This is a genomic window from Heliomicrobium modesticaldum Ice1 (assembly GCF_000019165.1).
Classification (GTDB): Bacteria; Bacillota; Desulfitobacteriia; order Heliobacteriales; family Heliobacteriaceae; genus Heliomicrobium; species Heliomicrobium modesticaldum.
In genome coordinates, this window is record NC_010337.2 from 553,409 (window position 1) to 570,793 (window position 17,385).

Consider the following 17,385-nt stretch of genomic DNA (forward strand, 5'->3'; position numbering starts at 1 on the left):
TCTCTTCTGCTATGGCTGTCTCCAACTATGCAAGAGCAAGGCGATGCTGCCGCGAACGAAGGCCTCGTCCAGCGGAGGCAGGTGTTCCATTTGCATCCGTTCCTTGTGCAGATAGGCCGTAAAGAAGTGTCCAAAAAACATCTGCACAGCGATGCGGGAATCGATGGGCGCCAGTTCGCCGGCAGCGATCTTGCGGTCGAAATAGGATTTCATCAATTCCGTGTTCTGCCGGACGATGTCCGCGAAAAGACTGCCGAATTCGCCGTTGTGCAATCCCTCACTGACGAGAATGGAGATCAGGTTCCGCCGTTCCCGCAAAAAGCCGACAAAACCCGTCGCTACCTGAAACAGACCTTCGTCGATCGGTTTCTCTTCAATCTCACCGATCAATTTTTTCAGGACCGTCGTGAAGGTCCGTTCCCGCAAGGCTTCACGAAAGAGTTCTTCCTTGTTCTCAAAGTAGTGATAGATGGTGCCGACGGTGACGCCGCATTTCTGGGCGATGCGCTTGATGGTAGCGCCTTCATACCCGTACTGGCAGGCAAGCTCCATGGCCGCCGCCTTAAACATGTCACGCCGTTCGGAACCGCAAAGGTCCGTCAACCCTGTATCGCCTCCTGCGCCTGCTGCTCTGGCGCCTTCCGCGCCTTATGCGACTTATGCGCCTTATGCGCCTTATGCGACTGTCTAAGCTTCTTCCCCTTCTTAGAATCGGCGGCCTTTTAGCCGCTTCTATTCAGCCGTTCTTAAATGAACGTTCATTTAGCAAGCTTCATTTTTTCATGAAAGAGAAAACCTGTCAATATAAAAGAAAAGCCGCTATAAAAGAAAAGCCGCTGACGATTCAATCAGCGGCGAGAGCCGAAGAGCAACCGGCTAAGTCCCGTCTGGCGCACCTCGACAGCCCGCTCAGGGCACATCTCTTGGCAGCAGAGGCAACCGATGCACTTGTCCTTATCCAGCTGGGGGATTCTCTCCATTCGCAGCGCGTCAGCGGGACAACTCTGCAGGCAGATGCGGCAACCGATACACTTATCACGGTCGAAGGCGGGCAAGGGCCGTAGCGAACGTGAGATAGGTCTGGCCAAGAAGGGCGGCAGATGGTTTTCGACGAAGTTGACCCGGCGGTGCGAGGCCGGGCGGAAAGGAACAGGCTCAATCGTTTCACCATCGTCCAACAGGAGCAGCGGGCCGACAAGCCCCCGCGCCTGGGCGACGCGGTCCATCTCGATGTCCTTGACGGCGATCAGGGACAAGGCGTAGTGATCCAGCGTGAAGGGGCAGCGGGCGGCCAACAGATACCCGAATGGTTTCGGTTCCCCCGCCGTCGGCCCGTCTCCCTCCATGCCGATAACGCCGTCCATCACCGTCAGCACCGGACGGAGTGCCAGGTTGAGCTCCACGAGCAACTCGCCAAAAGGCTTTCGCTCCTGCACCCGGAAATGGTATTCAGCCTTGCGCATCCCCGGGATGGCGCCGTAGAGGTTTTTGACCGCCCCCGTGTAACCCGTCTGGGCATGGGTCTTGATCTTAGGCAGGTTGATGATGGCGTCGGCTTCGTAGAGCACCTTGAGGATGGACACCTTGCGCAGCGGGCTTCGCTCCGTGAGGGGAACTTCCACTTCAGCCGTGTCATAGCTAACCTCGATGCCTAACCGCTCGGCCACGGCGGCCATGCCCGTCTTTTTATAGACCATCCTCAATCCGGCGGCGTTGGCCGAGGGGCCGCCGGGGCTGTCGACGATGAAAGGCGTCGCCCCCAAGGCGATGACCGTCTTGGCAACAGCTTCTACCAGCGCCGGGTGGGTCGTCACGGCGGCAGCCGGGTCTTTTCCCATCACGAGATTGGGTTTAAGGGCGACCCGCATGCCCGGGCGGATCGTGACGGCTAAGCCGCCCAGACGCTCCAACAGGCGTCCGACAGCGGCCTCTATCTCGCCCGGTTCATAACTCCGACAGGCCGTGATCGCCACTGCTTTTCCTTTTTCGGTCAAATTCTATCACCTCGAATCGCTTTCACCAGCAGCATGTCTGATGCAGGGATGGAGCTCGCCCTGCCATCATGCCCACCAAGACACTGATTACTTCTACCAGTATCATACCCGATGCAGGGATGGAGTCGAACCGTCACTCCGAACGGCTAGGTTTCTTTTCCTCCCTTGTCAGCATGTATACAGCGATCCCCGTGAGCACAGTGACCACCGCCAGCACCCCGTAGCGCGTCGCCGGATCGAAAACGGTGGCGATGATGCCGGCGTAACCGAAGAGGATAAAAATCGCCGCCGAAGCGTATTTGACGATCCGTTCGGGGATCTTTTTGCCGAGGACGACACCGATGAGGATGCCGATCACATTCGAGATCATCATCCCTGTCGTCGTGCCCATCCAGACGGGGATCAGGTTGTGATACTTGGCCGCCAGGGCGACGCTGGCCAATTGGGTCTTGTCCCCCATCTCTGCGATAAAAAAGGCGATCGTCACCGTTAAGAAAGGGCCAAAGTACTCCTTCTCGTCCTCCCCCTCCAACTCATCGCCGCGGATCGTCCAGAGACCGAAGAAGATAAAGGAAATGGCCGCCGCCAGTTGAACCGTCTCCATCGGAACGAAGGCGGTCAGGTAATCGCCCAGCGCCACCGCCAGGAAATGGTTGAGCAGCGTAGCCACGAAGACACCGGCCAGGACTGTCGCCGCCTTGTAGCGGGTGGCAAAGGCCATGCCCAGCAATTGTGTCTTGTCCCCCATTTCCGCCAGCACAACAAAGATGGTGGATGCCCAGAATGCTTCCATACAGTTTCCTCCCTTAATGCATTGGTCATAAGCGGACAATGCTATGACTTTATTCGCCTGGGGGGTTACAGAAAGGGGCGCAAAGAGAAAGGCAACAAAAAGAAGAGAGAAAGAAGAGAAAAGCAACAAAACAGAAAGACCTTGGACACGCCAAAAAACGTGTCCAAGGTCTCGTTAAGCCGGAACGGCAGATACGGCTCGTCCTGGCCGGCAAGGCCAGGCGCTGACGCCAGTTTGTTGACCTTGCCCGTGAAACTACTCCCCTCAGGCAGTATTATCGTAATCCAAAAATCGGGCCCTGTCAATCCCGAGAGCACAGCACCGCCTCGCAGCGATAGATCGGCATGCCCCGACGGGAGAATCGGCGCTCATACTCCGTCATCACCCTTGCCGACAACTCCATCGATGACAGCGCCGGATCGTTGTGCAGATCAAAGGTGACCTCTTGGAGCGCAAAGCCGTTCGCCTCGAATTCCTCCAGGGAAAACCGGAAGAGATCCTCATTGTCCGTCTTGAAGCGGATCTTGCCGCCGACCTTCAGATAGCGTCGGTATCGTTCCAAAAAGCGCCGGTGGGTCAGCCGCCGCTTGGCATGACGGGCTTTGGGCCAGGGATCGGAGAAGTTTAAGTAGATGCCGTCGACCTCGCCGACGCCAAAGATGTCGACAGTCTGCTCCACATTGATCCACAGAAAAGCCAGGTTAGGCGTCTCCCCCTTTTTCGCCAGTTCCAGGGCGTTGAGGAGGACCTCCTCCCGCAGTTCGGCGCCGATCCAGAAGTGGTCGGAACAGTCGCGGGCCATTTCATTGATAAACCGTCCCCTGCCGGTGCCGAGTTCCAGATGGATCTCCATCGGCTCCGCCTGTTGACTGCCAAGCCGACCGGCGATGTAGTCCTGCCACCGGCCCTGCCACGCCGTCGGCTCTGTCACCAGCCAGGGGGTATACTGCAAAATCTTTTCCCGCGTACCCGGGATTCGTCGTAACCGCATATTAACCTCGTCTTTTCAGGCGAATCGATTTTTTTTTGCACGATGTCGTTGCAGTGATGTCCTTTTAACCGTCTTCTGTTTTTCCGTCTTCTGTTTTTCCGTCTTCTGTTTTTCTGTCTTCGTTTTTACTTCCGTCGTTTGCCTTCCCGCCGAGCAGGCGGGCCATATCTTCAGGCAGTTCGGCGGTGACCTTCACCGCCTCACCGCTGCGAGGCTGGAGAAGCGTCACCCAGGCTGAGTGCAGCGCCTGGCGGTCGATGCGGGGCGAGTCGCCGCCATAGAGCCGGTCCCCAAGGAGCGGCGTGCCCAGATGGCGGAAGTGCACCCGGATCTGGTGGGTTCGACCCGTCTCCAAAATCACCTCCGCCAATGCCCAATGCCCTTCCGATTCCGCTGCGCCCTTCATCTCCAAGCCTGAAGGTTCAATAACCTGCGTCACCCGGTAGCGGGTGATCGCCCTTTCCCCGTCATCGCGGACCATGCGCCGCATGTGATGCTCGGGGTCGCGGCCGATGGGCGCGTCGATGACTCCCACCAGCTCCGCCGGCAGGCCGCGCAGGATCGCCAAGTAACCGCGCTGCAAGCTCCCATTGCGGAGTTGCCGATCCAGCGCCTGGTGAGCGAAGGCGTTCTTGGCGAAAACACAGATGCCTGTCGTGTCTTTATCCAGCCGGTGGAGCGGACGAACCCTCGCCTTGATCCCCTTCTCGGCGAAGTAGTGGGCTACACCATGGGCCAGCGTCGGGCGGAAGCGGGCGCGCTGCTCCGGCGGGTGCACCTCGATCCCCGGCGGCTTGTCCAGGATGAGCAGGTCGGCGTCTTCGTAGAGCACCTTCAGTTCCATGGCGACTGGCGCCAGATTGCCTTCCTCCTCCTGGTGGAGGCAGACTTCGAGCAGATCGCCTTCCTTGACACGCCGGTCGAGATGGGCCCGTTTTCCATTGAGACGAAAACCGTCGGTCCGGGTCAGGATCTGCAAGCGCCGGCGGGAAAAGCCCAGGCAGAACTGCAGGATACTGCCGATCCGCCGCCCCTCCTCCTCCGGCTTAACGCGATGAGCCAACCATTCCTTCGACACGGCCACGATCCTTTCCATAGGGGACGATACGCTACGCCCGAAGCACAGGCTCGCAGCGCCTGCATCGTATTGCCTTTTTGACGAGGGCTTCCAGAGATGAGAATGGCTTTCTTCATACTCTGTCCCTCCATCGTCCGTTCCTATGCGCCGGCAGTTCCGGCGCTGCTGTCAGATCCTCTAGAGAGTGTATCATAATCTCCCTCTTCAGGGAATCGGGCGGTCTCTTCCGAAAAGCGCCTCTTATCTTTACCGATCCCTGGCGCCCGGAGAACTGGGCAGAGTGGAAACTTCAGCAAAGCACCGCAACGGATCGGGTCGCCGGGGATATCTACGGGTGTCAAAACTCCGCCTATGGCTTCACGGTCCGCTTTGATCGCAATGGCGACGGTTCGGGCAAACCACAAGCGTATCAACGGGAAAGCCATCGCCTCGCCCTGGAAGCGATGCTGGCCAAAGCCGCCCTCTATTCCCACCGCTTCGCTGATCCCAACCCTTTGGCTGCACGCTCGAACCGGCCCGACGAGGAGCCACCAGCGCGAAAACAGCGACTTATCGCTCTTTATAAAAGCTGAATAAAGAAAAGAGAGGCAAAAGACGAAAAGCGGAGAAGCCGACAACCCGGATTCTCCGCTTTTCCCATCCACAAGCGCACCTGAGCGCGCCTTACCGCTTCCTTCGGCCCGATCCTATCAGAGGCGCATTCGAAGGAGTCACACCGACTGGTTGAGCAACTGCCGCTTATTCGTCGTCACCGGCGTGTACATCAGGTCATAATACTCGCGGCACATCCGATGGGAGGAGAACTGCCAGCGCGACATGTCGATGCTGAGCATCATCATCTCCACCCAGTGCTTGCGGTTGTGGTAGTACATGGGCAACACTTCCTCCAGCAGCACCCGATAGAGGGACTTCATGTCCAACTCATCCTGCTCCTGCGGCGAAAGGTTCTCGCCGGGATGGAAATCCAGCAGCCAGCCGTTGATGCCGTGCTGCACCCCTTCGCCAACCCAGCCGTCTTCGACGCTCAGGTTCAGCACGCCGTTCATGGCCGCCTTCATCCCCGAAGTGCCCGAGGCCTCCTGGGGGCGGCGCGGGTTGTTCAGCCAGATGTCGCAGCCGCGCACCAGCAACGTGGCGATGTCCATGTTGTAGTTCTCGATGAAAACGACATTGTCGGGATACCGCTTCTGGAATTCTACCAACCGAGCGATGATCTCTTTGCCCATCATATCGGCCGGGTGCGCCTTGGCCGAGAAGATGATCTGGATCTTCCCCGTCTTCAGGTAAGGATCGATCACCTCCGGATTACGGAAGATCAGATCACCGCGCTTGTAGGAGGCGGCGCGGCGGGCAAATCCGATCAAGAGGGTGTCTTCCCGCAGGTTCCCCAACCCTTTTTCCTTGACATACTCGATCAGCTTTCGCTTGTTGTCCATGTGGATGGACCACAGATCCCCTCGCGTCTCGAAAGCCTGTTTGATCCGAGGGTCCTGCCAGGTGCCCGGGTGGACGCCGTTGGTGATGGAAAAGATCAGCGGAATCGACTCCAGGTGCCCCCACATGCGGTGGACCGTGCGGCCATGCAGCTTGGAAACGCCGTTGGCCATGTAGGAGAGGCGCAAACCGGCCACAGTCATGCTGAAGGGATCGCCGCCGAGGTCGCGCATCTGGTTATAATCAAGGCCGTTGTAGGCGCCCATCCGCCCCAGCGTATCATGATCGTGAACCTCATTGCCGGCGGCAACCGGCGTGTGGGTCGTGAAGACGATCTCCTGGCGGGTATTGTGCCAGGCGCGCTCGAAGGATTGGCCTTGGCTCATCTTCTCCCGGATCAGTTCTAACCCGGCAAAAACAGCATGGCCCTCATTGAAATGATAGACATCGATCAACAAACCGAGAGCGCGCAATGCCCGGATCCCGCCGATGCCCAGGATCATCTCAGCTGCGATGCGTTCCTGCCGCCCCCCGCCATAGAGGCGCTGAGTCATCCACCCGTGAGGGCTGCCCGGAAAACCGGCGTCCAGCAGGTAAAGGGGCACATTTCCCTGGTTATCGAGCACCCAGACCTTGCAGACCACATCATGTTCCCAGATGCGGACCGATACAGTCACACCTGTATCCCTCAGATCCGGGAAGGCATAATCGCGATATACATCATAAGGTTGACCATTGCTGTCAATGTGCTGTTCTGTATATCCCTGGCGCCAAAGGATCCCGACGGCCACCATCGGTCGTCCCAGTTCCCGGGCCGCCTTGATGTAATCACCCGCTAGAATGCCCAGACCGCCCGAGTAGATCGGTATAGAAGCGTTCAAACCATATTCCATGCAAAAATAGGCCACATGTGGCAATTCCGTGCCCGAACAGAAAGCGTTCAATCCCCTTCACCTCTTCTCGCGCATTTACCCACAAGTCTATAATAACGGAATCAGCTTCCAATGGCTATATTTTTCTGGATTCTTTTTCTGTGTGGAAGAAAAAAAAAAGAGCCGACCATTTTGCCGACCCCGTTCGTTGAACCGATAAGCGGTCTATTCAACTGTACGATGCGCCTGTTGATCAGGCCACATGGTCCCGCAGCTCGCGAAGGCCTTCCTGTTCGCAGTAGGGGCAGGTCCGGGTGCGTTCGATCTCGCCCAGCATATCTACAGCCAGTTCCGCCTGGGAACAGGCGGGAACGATCACGTTGCGCACGGTGCCGCATTCAGTGCATACCGCCGTAAACCGCTTGATCACAATATCACTTCCTTTGCCGGTTGAGAAAAATAAGAGGCGGCAAGGCGACTTTATCTTATGGTAATATGAATATGAATCTATGTAGGTCCCACGAAAAATCTGCAACCAATGGAGGTATCCGGATGGCATCCTACACCCCCGTCGACCTCTCTCGGTTGCTCGGCGCCCTCTCCATGGCCCTGGACTTCACCACCCACGGACTGTCGCGCCACCACCGCCGGGTTGCATACATGGCAGTCACACTCGGACGGGCGATAGCGCTTCCGGTCAAAACACTGAAGACCCTCTATTGCGCAGCCAGCATTCACGATATCGGCGCCGTCACCTTTGCCCAGAAGAACGCCCTCTCCCGCTTTGAGATCCACTCGCCCAAGAGCCATTGCCAACTCGGTCGACAAATGCTCGCAAGTTCGCCCCAACTGAGAGAAGTCGCCATCATCATCGAACACCACCATGACCATTGGGACGAACCGGGCCGGCAGGATTCTCCCGTCGATCCCACACTGCTGCTGCTGGGCGACTTGATCCACCTGGCCGACCGCATCGAGGTCCTCCTGACGCCTGCCCATATCCTCTCCCAGCGTCGCCAGGTCATGGACACCATCAACAGCCTATTCGGAACAGTCTTCCGCCCCGAATGGAAAGACCTTCTCAACGAGCTGGCAGAGAGAGAGAGTTTTTGGCTTGACCTGGACTCCCCTTTCATCGACGAACTGACCCGGCAGGCTGTCGGCGCCGACGAGCATATCATCCAGCTCCCTTATTGCGAGTTGAAAGGTCTGGCATCGATCTTCGCCCGCATTATCGACAGCAAGAGCCGCTTCACCCTCCGCCACTCGCGGCTCGTCTCGGCCTCGGCGACACTTCTCAGCCAGCTGGCCGGCTTCTCTCCTGCCGACGCCGCCCGCATGGAAGTCGCCAGCCTCCTCCACGACATCGGCAAACTGAGCATCCCTGAAGAGATTTTAGAAAAACCGGCTCAACTGACACCGGAGGAGTATCTGATCATCAAACAGCACACCTATCACAGCTACCACATCCTGAATCAGGTCCCCGGTTTTTCCGAGATCGCCCAGTGGGCCGCCTACCACCACGAGCGCCTCGACGGCAAAGGTTACCCCTTTCACATCCCAGGGGAAGAACTCAGCGTCGGCAGCCGGATCGTGGCCGTCGCCGATATCTTCTCGGCCCTCGTAGAAGACCGCCCATACCGGGATGGCCTTTCCCGCGAAAAGGTCGAATCGATCCTGAAAAAGATGGTCCTGGAAAAGGCCATCGACGGCGATCTGGCCGATCTGCTCTGCCAACACTACGACGACTTCGAAGCGTTGAAACAAACCACGTAAGCCCTGTTGATTCAAATCAAATCAATGCCATTAGAAAAAGCCTGGCGATGACCAGGCTTTTTTCACGCGCCGTCGTTATTTCAGAACCTCAATCGGTCCGTCGCCGCGTTTGAGCAGCTTTACCGACGTCTTCTTGGGAACCAGCACCTTGATCATGTGGCTGATAGCCACTTCCGGATCCACTGTCTCCCCGCAGGTGTAACAGTCAAGGGCGGCAAAACCCTTCTCAGGATAGGTGTGGATGGAGATGTGGCTCTCGGACAACAGGACCAGAACCGTCGCGCCTTGCGGCTCAAACTGCTGCTTCTGGGACGAGAGAACTGTCGCTCCGGCCGCCCTGGCAGCTTCAATCATCTGTTCCTCCAGAAAGCGGGCGTCGTTCAACTTTTCAAAATCTACGCCCCAAGTGTCAACGGTGACATGTCGTCCGAAAGTGGAGTAATCCATCTTTTCGGCCCCCTTCCCAGCAAATTGGATGCCGGGACCTACGTGATCCATCCGGGGGTGGGTCTAGACCCGCCCTAACAGGGACGTCGGTCTGTCGAAGCAATCCAAACCCGATTTGGATGAATCCTGGTTCCCACCACAATGAATACATTATTATCATAAAAGGCGGGGCAAATCAATACTTTTCTTATGAAAAACCGCTTTCATCATCGCTTGCGACCCCCTTGCCCCGGGCGCCCTGACGTGTTACGATTACATATGGATAGTGCTTTCCATAGCTATCTGAAAAATCGAACACGGTTACCCTTGTTGCAGGTGCCGCTGAGCGGCTGAAAAGGGAATGAGGTGTAAAGCCTCAGCAGCCCCCGCTACTGTAAGGGAAGACGACCCGCCACAGATCCACTGGACTTCGGTCTGGGAAGGAGGCGGGAGCGGATGACGCCCGAGCCAGGAGACCTGCCTGCGACAAACGAAAGACCTACTTCGGGAGGAAGGGAGGGCTTTATTTTGTTGCCTACGGAGACCGGCGCGGACAATCTATCGCTTGGCTTTAAGGCGATGACCGGGATCGGGGAGCCTGCAAACATGCGATTGTGGTTTTTAGCGCACATCCGGAGCGATACCGCAGGCGATGCAACCATCGGACTGTAGAAGCGATGCAACCATTGAACTGTAGAAGCGATGCAACCATTGAACTGTAGCAGCGATGCAACCATCGGACTGTAGAATAGGAAATCCTCCACAACCACCCCTACACGAAAAGGAGTGTCTGCGAATGCATATCATGGAGGGCTACCTGCCCCTTAGCCATGCCGTTGCCTGGACAGCCGCCTCAACGCCCTTTGTCGTCCATGGGCTGCGGTCGATCCAAAAAACTGTTCGGGCCAATCCGGAAGCCAAAATGCTCCTCGGCGTCACCGGAGCCTTCTCCTTCGTGCTATCGGCGCTGAAACTGCCTTCCGTCACCGGCAGTTCCTCCCACCCGACCGGCACCGGCTTGGGCGCCGTCCTCTTCGGCCCCACCGTGATGGCCGTCATCGGCGCCATCGTGCTGCTCTTTCAGGCTCTCCTGCTGGCCCACGGCGGGATCACCACCCTGGGCGCCAATGTGTTCTCCATGGGCATCGTAGGACCTTTTGCCGCCTACGGCCTCTATCGATTGGGACAGCGCTTGAGCCTTCCCTCCAATATTTCCCTTTTCGCCGCCGCCGCCATCGGCGATCTGGCAACCTATTTCACCACGTCGCTGCAACTTGCCCTCGCCTTCCCAGACACCGCCACCGGCATCGCCGGGTCCTTCGCTAAATTCGCTTCCATCTTCCTGGTGACGCAATTGCCCCTGGCCCTGGCTGAAGGCTTGTTGACCCTTGTCATCTTCAACGCCCTCTCGAAGTACTCGGCAGACGAACTGTCAGCCCTGAACATCTTCTCGAAAGAGGTGAAAGCATGAGCTGGCTCCGAAACAAGAGCGTCCTGATCGTGGCAGCCCTGTTTTTGACGGGCGTTCCCCTGATCATGCATTTCACCCAGGATTTTGCCGGCGCCGATGACCAGGCGGGCGAAATGATCCAAAGCGTCGCTCCCTCCTATACGCCCTGGTTCGAATCCCTCTGGGAACCGGGTGAATCAGCGGAACCGCTGCTCTTCGGCCTTCAGGCCGCCGCCGGTGCAGCCTTCATCGCCTACTAGAGTCTGTCTAAAAACCCCCTCAAGAGAGGGCAAAAAGCAAGACGTTTTTATATGGAAATTGGTGGAATTTAAAGGGAATTCGACTCTTCGCGTCGAAGGATATAGGTACAAAGACTGTTTATAGCGAGGCGATGTACCTTGTTTCGATTCGATGTGGACCCCCAAGTTAGCTTTTACGACTTTGCAGCCCTCTGGGACCAACTTGTGCCTGCCGATTCCGTCTTTCGCCTGTTTCGTGAATTGGCGCCCCTATTAATACAACCGGAGGATTTTACAGGTCTCTATTGCCTTGACAACGGACGTCCCAGTCATGCGGCCCGGCAGATGACGATGGCCTGCATGTTACAGGAAATGCTGGGCGAAACAGACCGGGGGATGGAAGCACAGACACGTGTGAACATCGAGGTCAAGTTTGCGTTAGGAATGGCCCTCGATGAACCGGGCATTGATCACGCCAATTTTGGCGTCCACCGGCAACGGCTCATCCAAAAGGAACTTGATAAGGTCTATCTCGATCGCTTTATCCGGTTGATGTACTACCTGGGCGTTTTGACAGGGAAAGAACCTTGGATAACGGACACGACCCATGTCATAGCTCCCATCAGTGCCCCCACGACCATCGAACTGATCCGCCAAGCCATGCGCCTGTTGGTGCGTCTTTTGGCGAAGCAATACAGTGTTCCATGGCATGCAATCCCCCATGCCCCTCGGGCGGTACGTTACCTGGAAACAGTGACGGAAGTGAAAGAGCATAACCTGGACGATAAGGCCAAAATGGAACGGCTTGTTGAAGTGGTCAGCGAGGCTGACGAACTGCTGGCCTACGTGGAGTCATCGGAGGCTTCGTGGAAGAAGAAGCCCGATGTCATTCATTACGCCCTTTTGCTTTGCCGTATCCTCCGTGAACGAATCATTCGGAAAGATGATGGAACTCTTGAGATAGCCCCCGGCGGTTCTGTCAAAGATATGATAGTTTCGGCTGTAGACAGCGAAGCCCGTTTCGGTTGTAAGGGCAAGACGAAATGGCGCGGGTATAAGATGGCCATCGTCGAAGTCGGAAATTCCGGATTTATCGCCGCCGCCGAGGCCATGAAAGCCAACGACTATGACGGCTCCAGTCTGGTGCCGTTAGCGGATCAGCTTCCCACCGATTGTGTAGAAAACCCGACGATCATTGGAGATACCCACTATGGTGCGGGCGATGACCGTGTCACCCTCAAGGAAAAAGGCATTGACGTAGTGGCGCCACTTTCACCAAAGACAAAATGTGATATCCTCGCGGGCGAGGGATTTCAAGTTTCCGAAGACCAAACACAACTGATCTGCCCGAGAGGAAAAGTCATCACCACCTATTCGGAAGTGGCAGATGGGAAGAACTTCGTGCTTCGCGCCAAGGACCATGATTGCAAGCACTGCCCTCGTTACACGACCTGTTTTAAAGAAAAGAAACATCGGCGCACGATTTTTATTCACAACGCCTATGGTGTCATGCTCGAGGCGGCAAAGCACTCCCAAACGAAAATCTATAAGGAACAGATGCGTCTTCGCAGCCGCATCGAAGCCAAGCAAAATGAACTGGTCAACCGTTACGGACTGCGCCGGGTTCGCCGTATCGGAAAACGAAATCTGGCTTATGCCGCCCGGCTCAGCGCGTTAGCGGCGAACTTTCAAAAACTCAACCGTCTACGAAATGATAAGAATGCAACCATGGTGTTGGAGGTGAGTGCCTTACGCGGTGTTGCTTTCAAAAAAGCCGCATAAGGTGCAAGGGGGAGATCTGCCCTTTTTGAGGAAAATCCTCAAAAAGGGCCGGTGAGACCGATAAAAAGACTCTAGTTTTTTGCTGTTTGTATTAAAAAATCATGCTTTTGCAAGGGCTGGCTAGGGAATTTGCTTATTTTCTAGACGGCCTCTACTACTTCTCCCGCCGCCACAGCAACGGCGCCGGCGCGAACTCGGGCATGGGACGCAAACCTGCCGAAGACGCCTGACGCGTACGGAGAAACCTAACCCTACGCACGCCGATCCAAACGAACACACCTGACCTGACGAAGACACCTGACCCGACGAAGCACCTGACCCGACGAAGACACCTGACCCGACGAAGACACCTGACCCGACAAAGACACCTGACCCGACGAAGACACCTGACCTGACAAAGACACCTGACCTGAAACGCTAACATTATGGGGTCAAAAGATATGCTTTTTACCATCGATCAGTGGGCTTGGGCCAACAAACTGCGAGACAAGCCACCGACACTGAAAGGGCTGATCGCCCTCGCCGGCTTGCTGGTCAGCATGATAGCGCCCACACCATGGCTGTCGGGCGCTATCACGCTCCTCTATGGGGCGCTGCTCGCCTTTGCGGCCCGCATCCCCCTGTCCCTATTCTTGACGCTGATGACCGTGCCGGGGCTCTTCCTCTTCACAGGCTGCTTCACCGTGGCCTTCTCGCCGTCCCCGCTTGACCCTGTCGTGCAGGTCACCTTCGGCCCCTATTCACCGGGAATATCCGCCGCCGGACTTAAACAGGCCGGTGTGCTCTTCTTTCGCTCTCTTGGCGCCACAGCCAGCCTCTACTTCCTCGTGCTTACCACGCCGATGGTCGATGTGATCGAGCTGGTGAGCCGCTTGCGAGCCCCCAGACTCGTCACCGAACTGATGCTCCTCATCTACCGCTTCATTTTCGTCCTCATGGAGACGACGCAGGCCATCGTCGTGGCCCAAGAGTCCCGACTTGGCTACTCCACGAGAGCCAACAGCCTTCGCGCCCTCGGTATCCTGGCGGCGAACCTCTTCGTCCGCTCCCTCATCCGTTCCCGCGAGCTCTACATCGCCTTGTCGGCCCGGGGGTACGAGGAAGAGCTGCGTGTACTGCCACGCGCTAGAACGCCGAAGAATAGCGCCGGAACTCTCTAAAAAAGAGGATGGTTTTCATCGTGACAGCCCTGTTGGAAACGGAGCAAGTGGAATACAACTACCCCGACGGCAACAGCGGCCTTCGGGGTATCAATTTTTCCCTCTTGGCAGGACGCAAGATCGCCGTCGTCGGCGCCAACGGCGCCGGCAAATCGACCCTCTTCCTTCATCTCAATGGCCTTTTGAAACCGCGCCGAGGTGTCGTCCGTTTCCGGGGTAAGCCTATCGATTACTCCCGCCGGGGCTTGCGCGAACTGCGCAGCCATGTCGGCCTCGTCTTTCAGGATCCTGACGCCCAGCTTTTCTCCGCCTCCGTGGAGCAGGACATCTCCTTCGGCCCCCTCAACATGGGTCTTCCCGAGGCCGAGGTGCGCCGCCGCGTCAACGCGGCCATGGCAGCAACAGGGATTACCGAACTGCGCCACCGGCCTGTCCACGCCCTCAGCTATGGCCAAAAAAAACGGGTCTGTATCGCCGGTGTCGCGGCGATGCGCCCACAGGTCATCATCCTGGACGAACCGCTGGCCTGGCTCGACCCCGCCGGAGCGAAGAGCATCCTTGACCTGCTGGAGCAGTTGAACCAAGAGGGGACCACCATCGTCATGTCCCTGCACCAGATGGACATCGTGGCCCGCTGGTCGGACGAGGTGGTCCTGCTGGATCAGGGACAGCGGCTTTTCCAGGGCGCTCCCCGGGAGCTCTTCGCCCGGCAGGATCTACTGACCCAAGCCGGACTGGAGCTGCCCTGGCCTATGGCGTTGTATCAGGCGCTGGCGGAAAGGTCGATTCTTCCCCCTCCGAATGAGCTAAAAGGCGCAGAGCTCCCGATGGATCAAGAAAGCCTGCTCCCTTTGATCGAGCAGGCCTGGCTGAGTCATAAAGAAAGCAAATAGATAGACCTTCCGGCCGACAGAAAGACAGCAAAGCCACTCAACGGAGACGGCCCGATTTCATTCTTCGCAGCGAAACTTATACCCGCTCACCATGGATGACAAGGTGCCATTTCGGGCGAACATGTCATGGCGCAGAGACAGGTAGAGGTGGACGACCACAAAGCCGGCGATCCCCCAAGCCATCAGGCGGTGCAGCATGTGGATGGTGTAACTGGGACCGAAGACTTGAAAGACCCACTGTAGATTGCCGAAGAAACCGTTCGGGTGGAGTTCTCCATACATGGCAAATCCCGTCAGCGCCATAAACACCGATCCCACCATGATGAAGCCGAAGTAGGCCAGATTGGCCACTGGGTTATGACCCAGGTGTTCGTCTTTATGGTGCTTCAAGAAGAGGTAACTCAACAGCACATCAAAAAACTCCAGCCAGAATGCCTTCTGCCAGGGCCAGTGGTGACTGCGGGCGTACTCGTTGCCGACAAAGGCCCAGTAAAGACGGAACAGGTAGTTGGCGATGAAGACGTAGCCGGCAGCGATGTGGATCATGAAGGCATAACCCATGAAAAAGTGGGTGACCGCTTCACCGGTAACCACGGCCGGCCGGAGCATCGGGTTGCCGATATAGAGGCCCGACACCATCAACAGGACGATACAAAGGGCATTTATCCAATGATAGATGCGCACCGGCAGTTCCCACACGTACACCGTGTTCAGGCATTTGAGGTCTTTGGAGTCCCTCATGCCACTCCCTCCTCAGCGCAGGATTTCCACCTTTGTCGTTTGCTGACTTTCCGTATCGATAATATGGGCGGCGCAAGCGAGGCAAGGATCAAAGGAGTGAATCGTCCGCAACAATTCCACAGGCTGGTCTGCCTTGGCCATGGGGACACCGAGCAGAGAGGCCTCATAGGCGCCATGTTGGCCTTTCAGATCCTTCGGCGAGGCGTTCCATGTGCTGGGCACGACACACTGATAGTTGGTCACCTTGCCGTCTTTGATGCGCACCCAGTGACCTAAAGCGCCCCGGGGTGCTTCCGTCAGTCCCACGCCCTTGCTCTCTTTCGGCCATGTGGAAGGTTCCCATTTTTCTTGATTAAAAGTCTTCCGGTCCCCCCCTTTGACATTGGCGATCAGTTCATTGAAAAACTGCTTCAGCCACAGGGCGCAGAGCTTCGACTCAATGCCGCGGGCGGCCGTTCTTCCCAGCGTAGAGAAAAGCGCCTCGACGCCGACACCAAGACCTTGGAGTGCCTTGTCTATCTCGTCCTTGATGAGGGCATGGGAAGGTGCATCTTTCTTAGCATAGCCGACGAGCATCCGCGCCAGCGGCCCCACTTCCATGGCATGCCCTTTCCAACGGGGCGACTTGATCCACGAGTAGGGTTTATCGAAGGCGCCGGTCTCATCGAGGGTCTCATAGGGCGCCTTCGGACCGGTGTATTTGAGGTTGGTCTCTCCTTCCCAAGGATGGAGACCCTTTGGGGCCTTCTCGTACCAGGAATGATCGGTGTACTCCAGGATCTGTTGGGGATCGCGGGGATCGACGTCAAGCACTTCTGAGAGGTTTTTGTTGAGGATGGCGCCTCGAGGCAAGAGAAATCCCGAAGGGTCGTTGTTCGGGGCAGTGGAAAAATCGCCGAAACAAAGGTAGTTGCCCAAACCGCCGCCGTAGGCGGCCGTATCTTTATAAAATGCGGCGATGGCGAGCAGGTCGGGCAGGTAGACCTCCAGTACAAATTCCAAGGCTTCGTCGATGAGCTTGCCGACGAGGTTGAATCGTTCGATATTGATCGCATTGTCGCCGTCGATGTTGATGGCCGAGGCCATGCCGCCGACCAGATAGTTGGGATGGGGATTCTTGCCGCCAAAGACGGTGTGGATTTTGACGATCTCTTTCTGCCAATCGAGCGCCTCCAGGTAGTGGGCGACCGCCATCAGGTTGGCTTCCGGCGGCAGTTTATAGGCGGGATGCCCCCAGTAGGCGTTGGCAAAAATCCCGAGTTGACCGTTGGCCACGAAAGCCTTCAATTTGTCTTGCACATCGCGGAAGTAGCCGGCCGTCGACTTGGGCCAGCGGGAGATGCTCTGCGCCAGTTCGGCTGTCCGCCTTGGATCAGCCTGTAGCGCCTTGGGGACGTCAACCCAATCCGGCGCATGAAGATGATAAAAGTGAACGACATGATCGTGGATATGGATGACCGCCAACATTATCTTTCTGATCAGTTCAGCATTTTTCGGGACGCGGATCTGCAAGGCCTCTTCCACCGCCCGGATCGAGGTGAGGGCATGGGTGGTGGTGCAGACGCCGCAGATGCGTTGGACAAGCGCCCAGACATCACGGGGATCCCGATCCCGGGCGATGATCTCAATGCCTCGAATCATGGTGCCGCTGCTGGCCGCATCAATAATTTTTCCGCCTTCCACCTTGGCTTCGACACGCAGGTGACCTTCGATCCGGGTAATGGGATCGACAACAATCCGTTCAGCCACGCTCGCT

Annotated in this window: 16 protein-coding genes and 1 riboswitch; of the genes, 6 read left to right on the forward strand and 10 right to left on the reverse strand. The window is 57.0% G+C overall.

The window, feature by feature from the left end; genetic code table 11:
* Nucleotides 1–9 precede the first annotated feature (9 nt).
* From HM1_RS02570 to HM1_RS15680, 7 genes are all read right to left on the reverse strand, one after another.
* A complete protein-coding gene (locus tag HM1_RS02570; RefSeq protein ID WP_012281707.1) occupies nt 10–603 on the reverse strand; it encodes a TetR/AcrR family transcriptional regulator in 594 nt (197 codons plus the stop codon).
* 245 nt (nt 604–848) lie between these two features.
* Nucleotides 849–1,994, reverse strand: a complete 1,146-nt coding sequence (locus tag HM1_RS02575; protein ID WP_049754010.1) for a DUF362 domain-containing protein — start codon at nt 1,992–1,994, stop codon at nt 849–851.
* A 133-nt stretch (nt 1,995–2,127) separates the two neighbouring features.
* Nucleotides 2,128–2,787: a TMEM165/GDT1 family protein gene (locus HM1_RS02580; protein ID WP_012281710.1), complete on the reverse strand. Its 660-nt coding sequence runs from the start codon at nt 2,785–2,787 to the stop codon at nt 2,128–2,130.
* A 301-nt stretch (nt 2,788–3,088) separates the two neighbouring features.
* A complete protein-coding gene (gene trmB, locus HM1_RS02590; protein ID WP_012281712.1) occupies nt 3,089–3,778 on the reverse strand; it encodes a tRNA (guanosine(46)-N7)-methyltransferase TrmB in 690 nt (229 codons plus the stop codon).
* A 64-nt stretch (nt 3,779–3,842) separates the two neighbouring features.
* On the reverse strand, nt 3,843–4,874 hold the full coding sequence (locus HM1_RS02595) for an RluA family pseudouridine synthase (RefSeq protein ID WP_083765033.1): 1,032 nt from the start codon (nt 4,872–4,874) through the stop codon (nt 3,843–3,845).
* Nucleotides 4,875–5,566: 692 nt separating this feature from the next.
* Nucleotides 5,567–7,234: an alpha-glucan family phosphorylase gene (gene glgP / locus HM1_RS02605; protein WP_012281715.1), complete on the reverse strand. Its 1,668-nt coding sequence runs from the start codon at nt 7,232–7,234 to the stop codon at nt 5,567–5,569.
* Nucleotides 7,235–7,415: 181 nt separating this feature from the next.
* The gene (locus HM1_RS15680; protein WP_012281716.1) at nt 7,416–7,592 is read right to left on the reverse strand and encodes a hypothetical protein; all 177 of its coding nucleotides are present in this window, start codon (nt 7,590–7,592) and stop codon (nt 7,416–7,418) included.
* Nucleotides 7,593–7,714: 122 nt separating this feature from the next.
* On the opposite strand from HM1_RS15680, the gene HM1_RS02610 reads away from it, so the two are divergent.
* Nucleotides 7,715–8,938, forward strand: coding sequence for an HD-GYP domain-containing protein (locus HM1_RS02610; RefSeq protein WP_012281717.1), 1,224 nt, complete (start codon nt 7,715–7,717; stop codon nt 8,936–8,938).
* Nucleotides 8,939–9,013: 75 nt separating this feature from the next.
* Here the strand turns inward: HM1_RS02610 and speD are convergent, their stop codons facing one another.
* Nucleotides 9,014–9,385, reverse strand: coding sequence for an adenosylmethionine decarboxylase (gene speD / locus HM1_RS02615; protein ID WP_012281718.1), 372 nt, complete (start codon nt 9,383–9,385; stop codon nt 9,014–9,016).
* A 296-nt stretch (nt 9,386–9,681) separates the two neighbouring features.
* A riboswitch (cobalamin riboswitch) is annotated at nt 9,682–9,863 on the forward strand.
* 297 nt (nt 9,864–10,160) lie between these two features.
* On the opposite strand from speD, the gene HM1_RS02625 reads away from it, so the two are divergent.
* From HM1_RS02625 to HM1_RS02645, 5 genes are all read left to right on the forward strand, one after another.
* On the forward strand, nt 10,161–10,835 hold the full coding sequence (locus tag HM1_RS02625) for an energy-coupling factor ABC transporter permease (RefSeq protein WP_012281720.1): 675 nt from the start codon (nt 10,161–10,163) through the stop codon (nt 10,833–10,835).
* Entirely contained in the window at nt 10,832–11,074 is a 243-nt protein-coding gene (locus HM1_RS02630) for an energy-coupling factor ABC transporter substrate-binding protein (protein WP_012281721.1), read from the forward strand. The genes HM1_RS02625 and HM1_RS02630 overlap by 4 nt, the downstream gene beginning before the upstream one ends.
* A 138-nt stretch (nt 11,075–11,212) precedes the next feature.
* Nucleotides 11,213–12,835 carry an IS1182-like element ISHmo2 family transposase gene (locus tag HM1_RS02635; RefSeq protein ID WP_012281187.1) on the forward strand — a complete coding sequence of 541 codons (1,623 nt, stop codon included), beginning with the start codon at nt 11,213–11,215 and terminating at the stop codon, nt 12,833–12,835.
* A 440-nt stretch (nt 12,836–13,275) separates the two neighbouring features.
* Nucleotides 13,276–13,995: a cobalt ECF transporter T component CbiQ gene (cbiQ, locus tag HM1_RS02640; protein WP_012281723.1), complete on the forward strand. Its 720-nt coding sequence runs from the start codon at nt 13,276–13,278 to the stop codon at nt 13,993–13,995.
* Between the two features lie 20 nt (nt 13,996–14,015).
* Nucleotides 14,016–14,888, forward strand: a complete 873-nt coding sequence (locus tag HM1_RS02645) for an energy-coupling factor ABC transporter ATP-binding protein (RefSeq protein ID WP_012281724.1) — start codon at nt 14,016–14,018, stop codon at nt 14,886–14,888.
* Between the two features lie 57 nt (nt 14,889–14,945).
* On the opposite strand, the gene cybH is transcribed toward HM1_RS02645, so the two are convergent.
* A complete protein-coding gene (gene cybH, locus HM1_RS02650) occupies nt 14,946–15,629 on the reverse strand; it encodes a Ni/Fe-hydrogenase, b-type cytochrome subunit (protein ID WP_012281725.1) in 684 nt (227 codons plus the stop codon).
* Between the two features lie 12 nt (nt 15,630–15,641).
* Nucleotides 15,642–17,378, reverse strand: coding sequence for a nickel-dependent hydrogenase large subunit (locus HM1_RS02655; protein WP_012281726.1), 1,737 nt, complete (start codon nt 17,376–17,378; stop codon nt 15,642–15,644).
* Nucleotides 17,379–17,385: the final 7 nt, after the last annotated feature.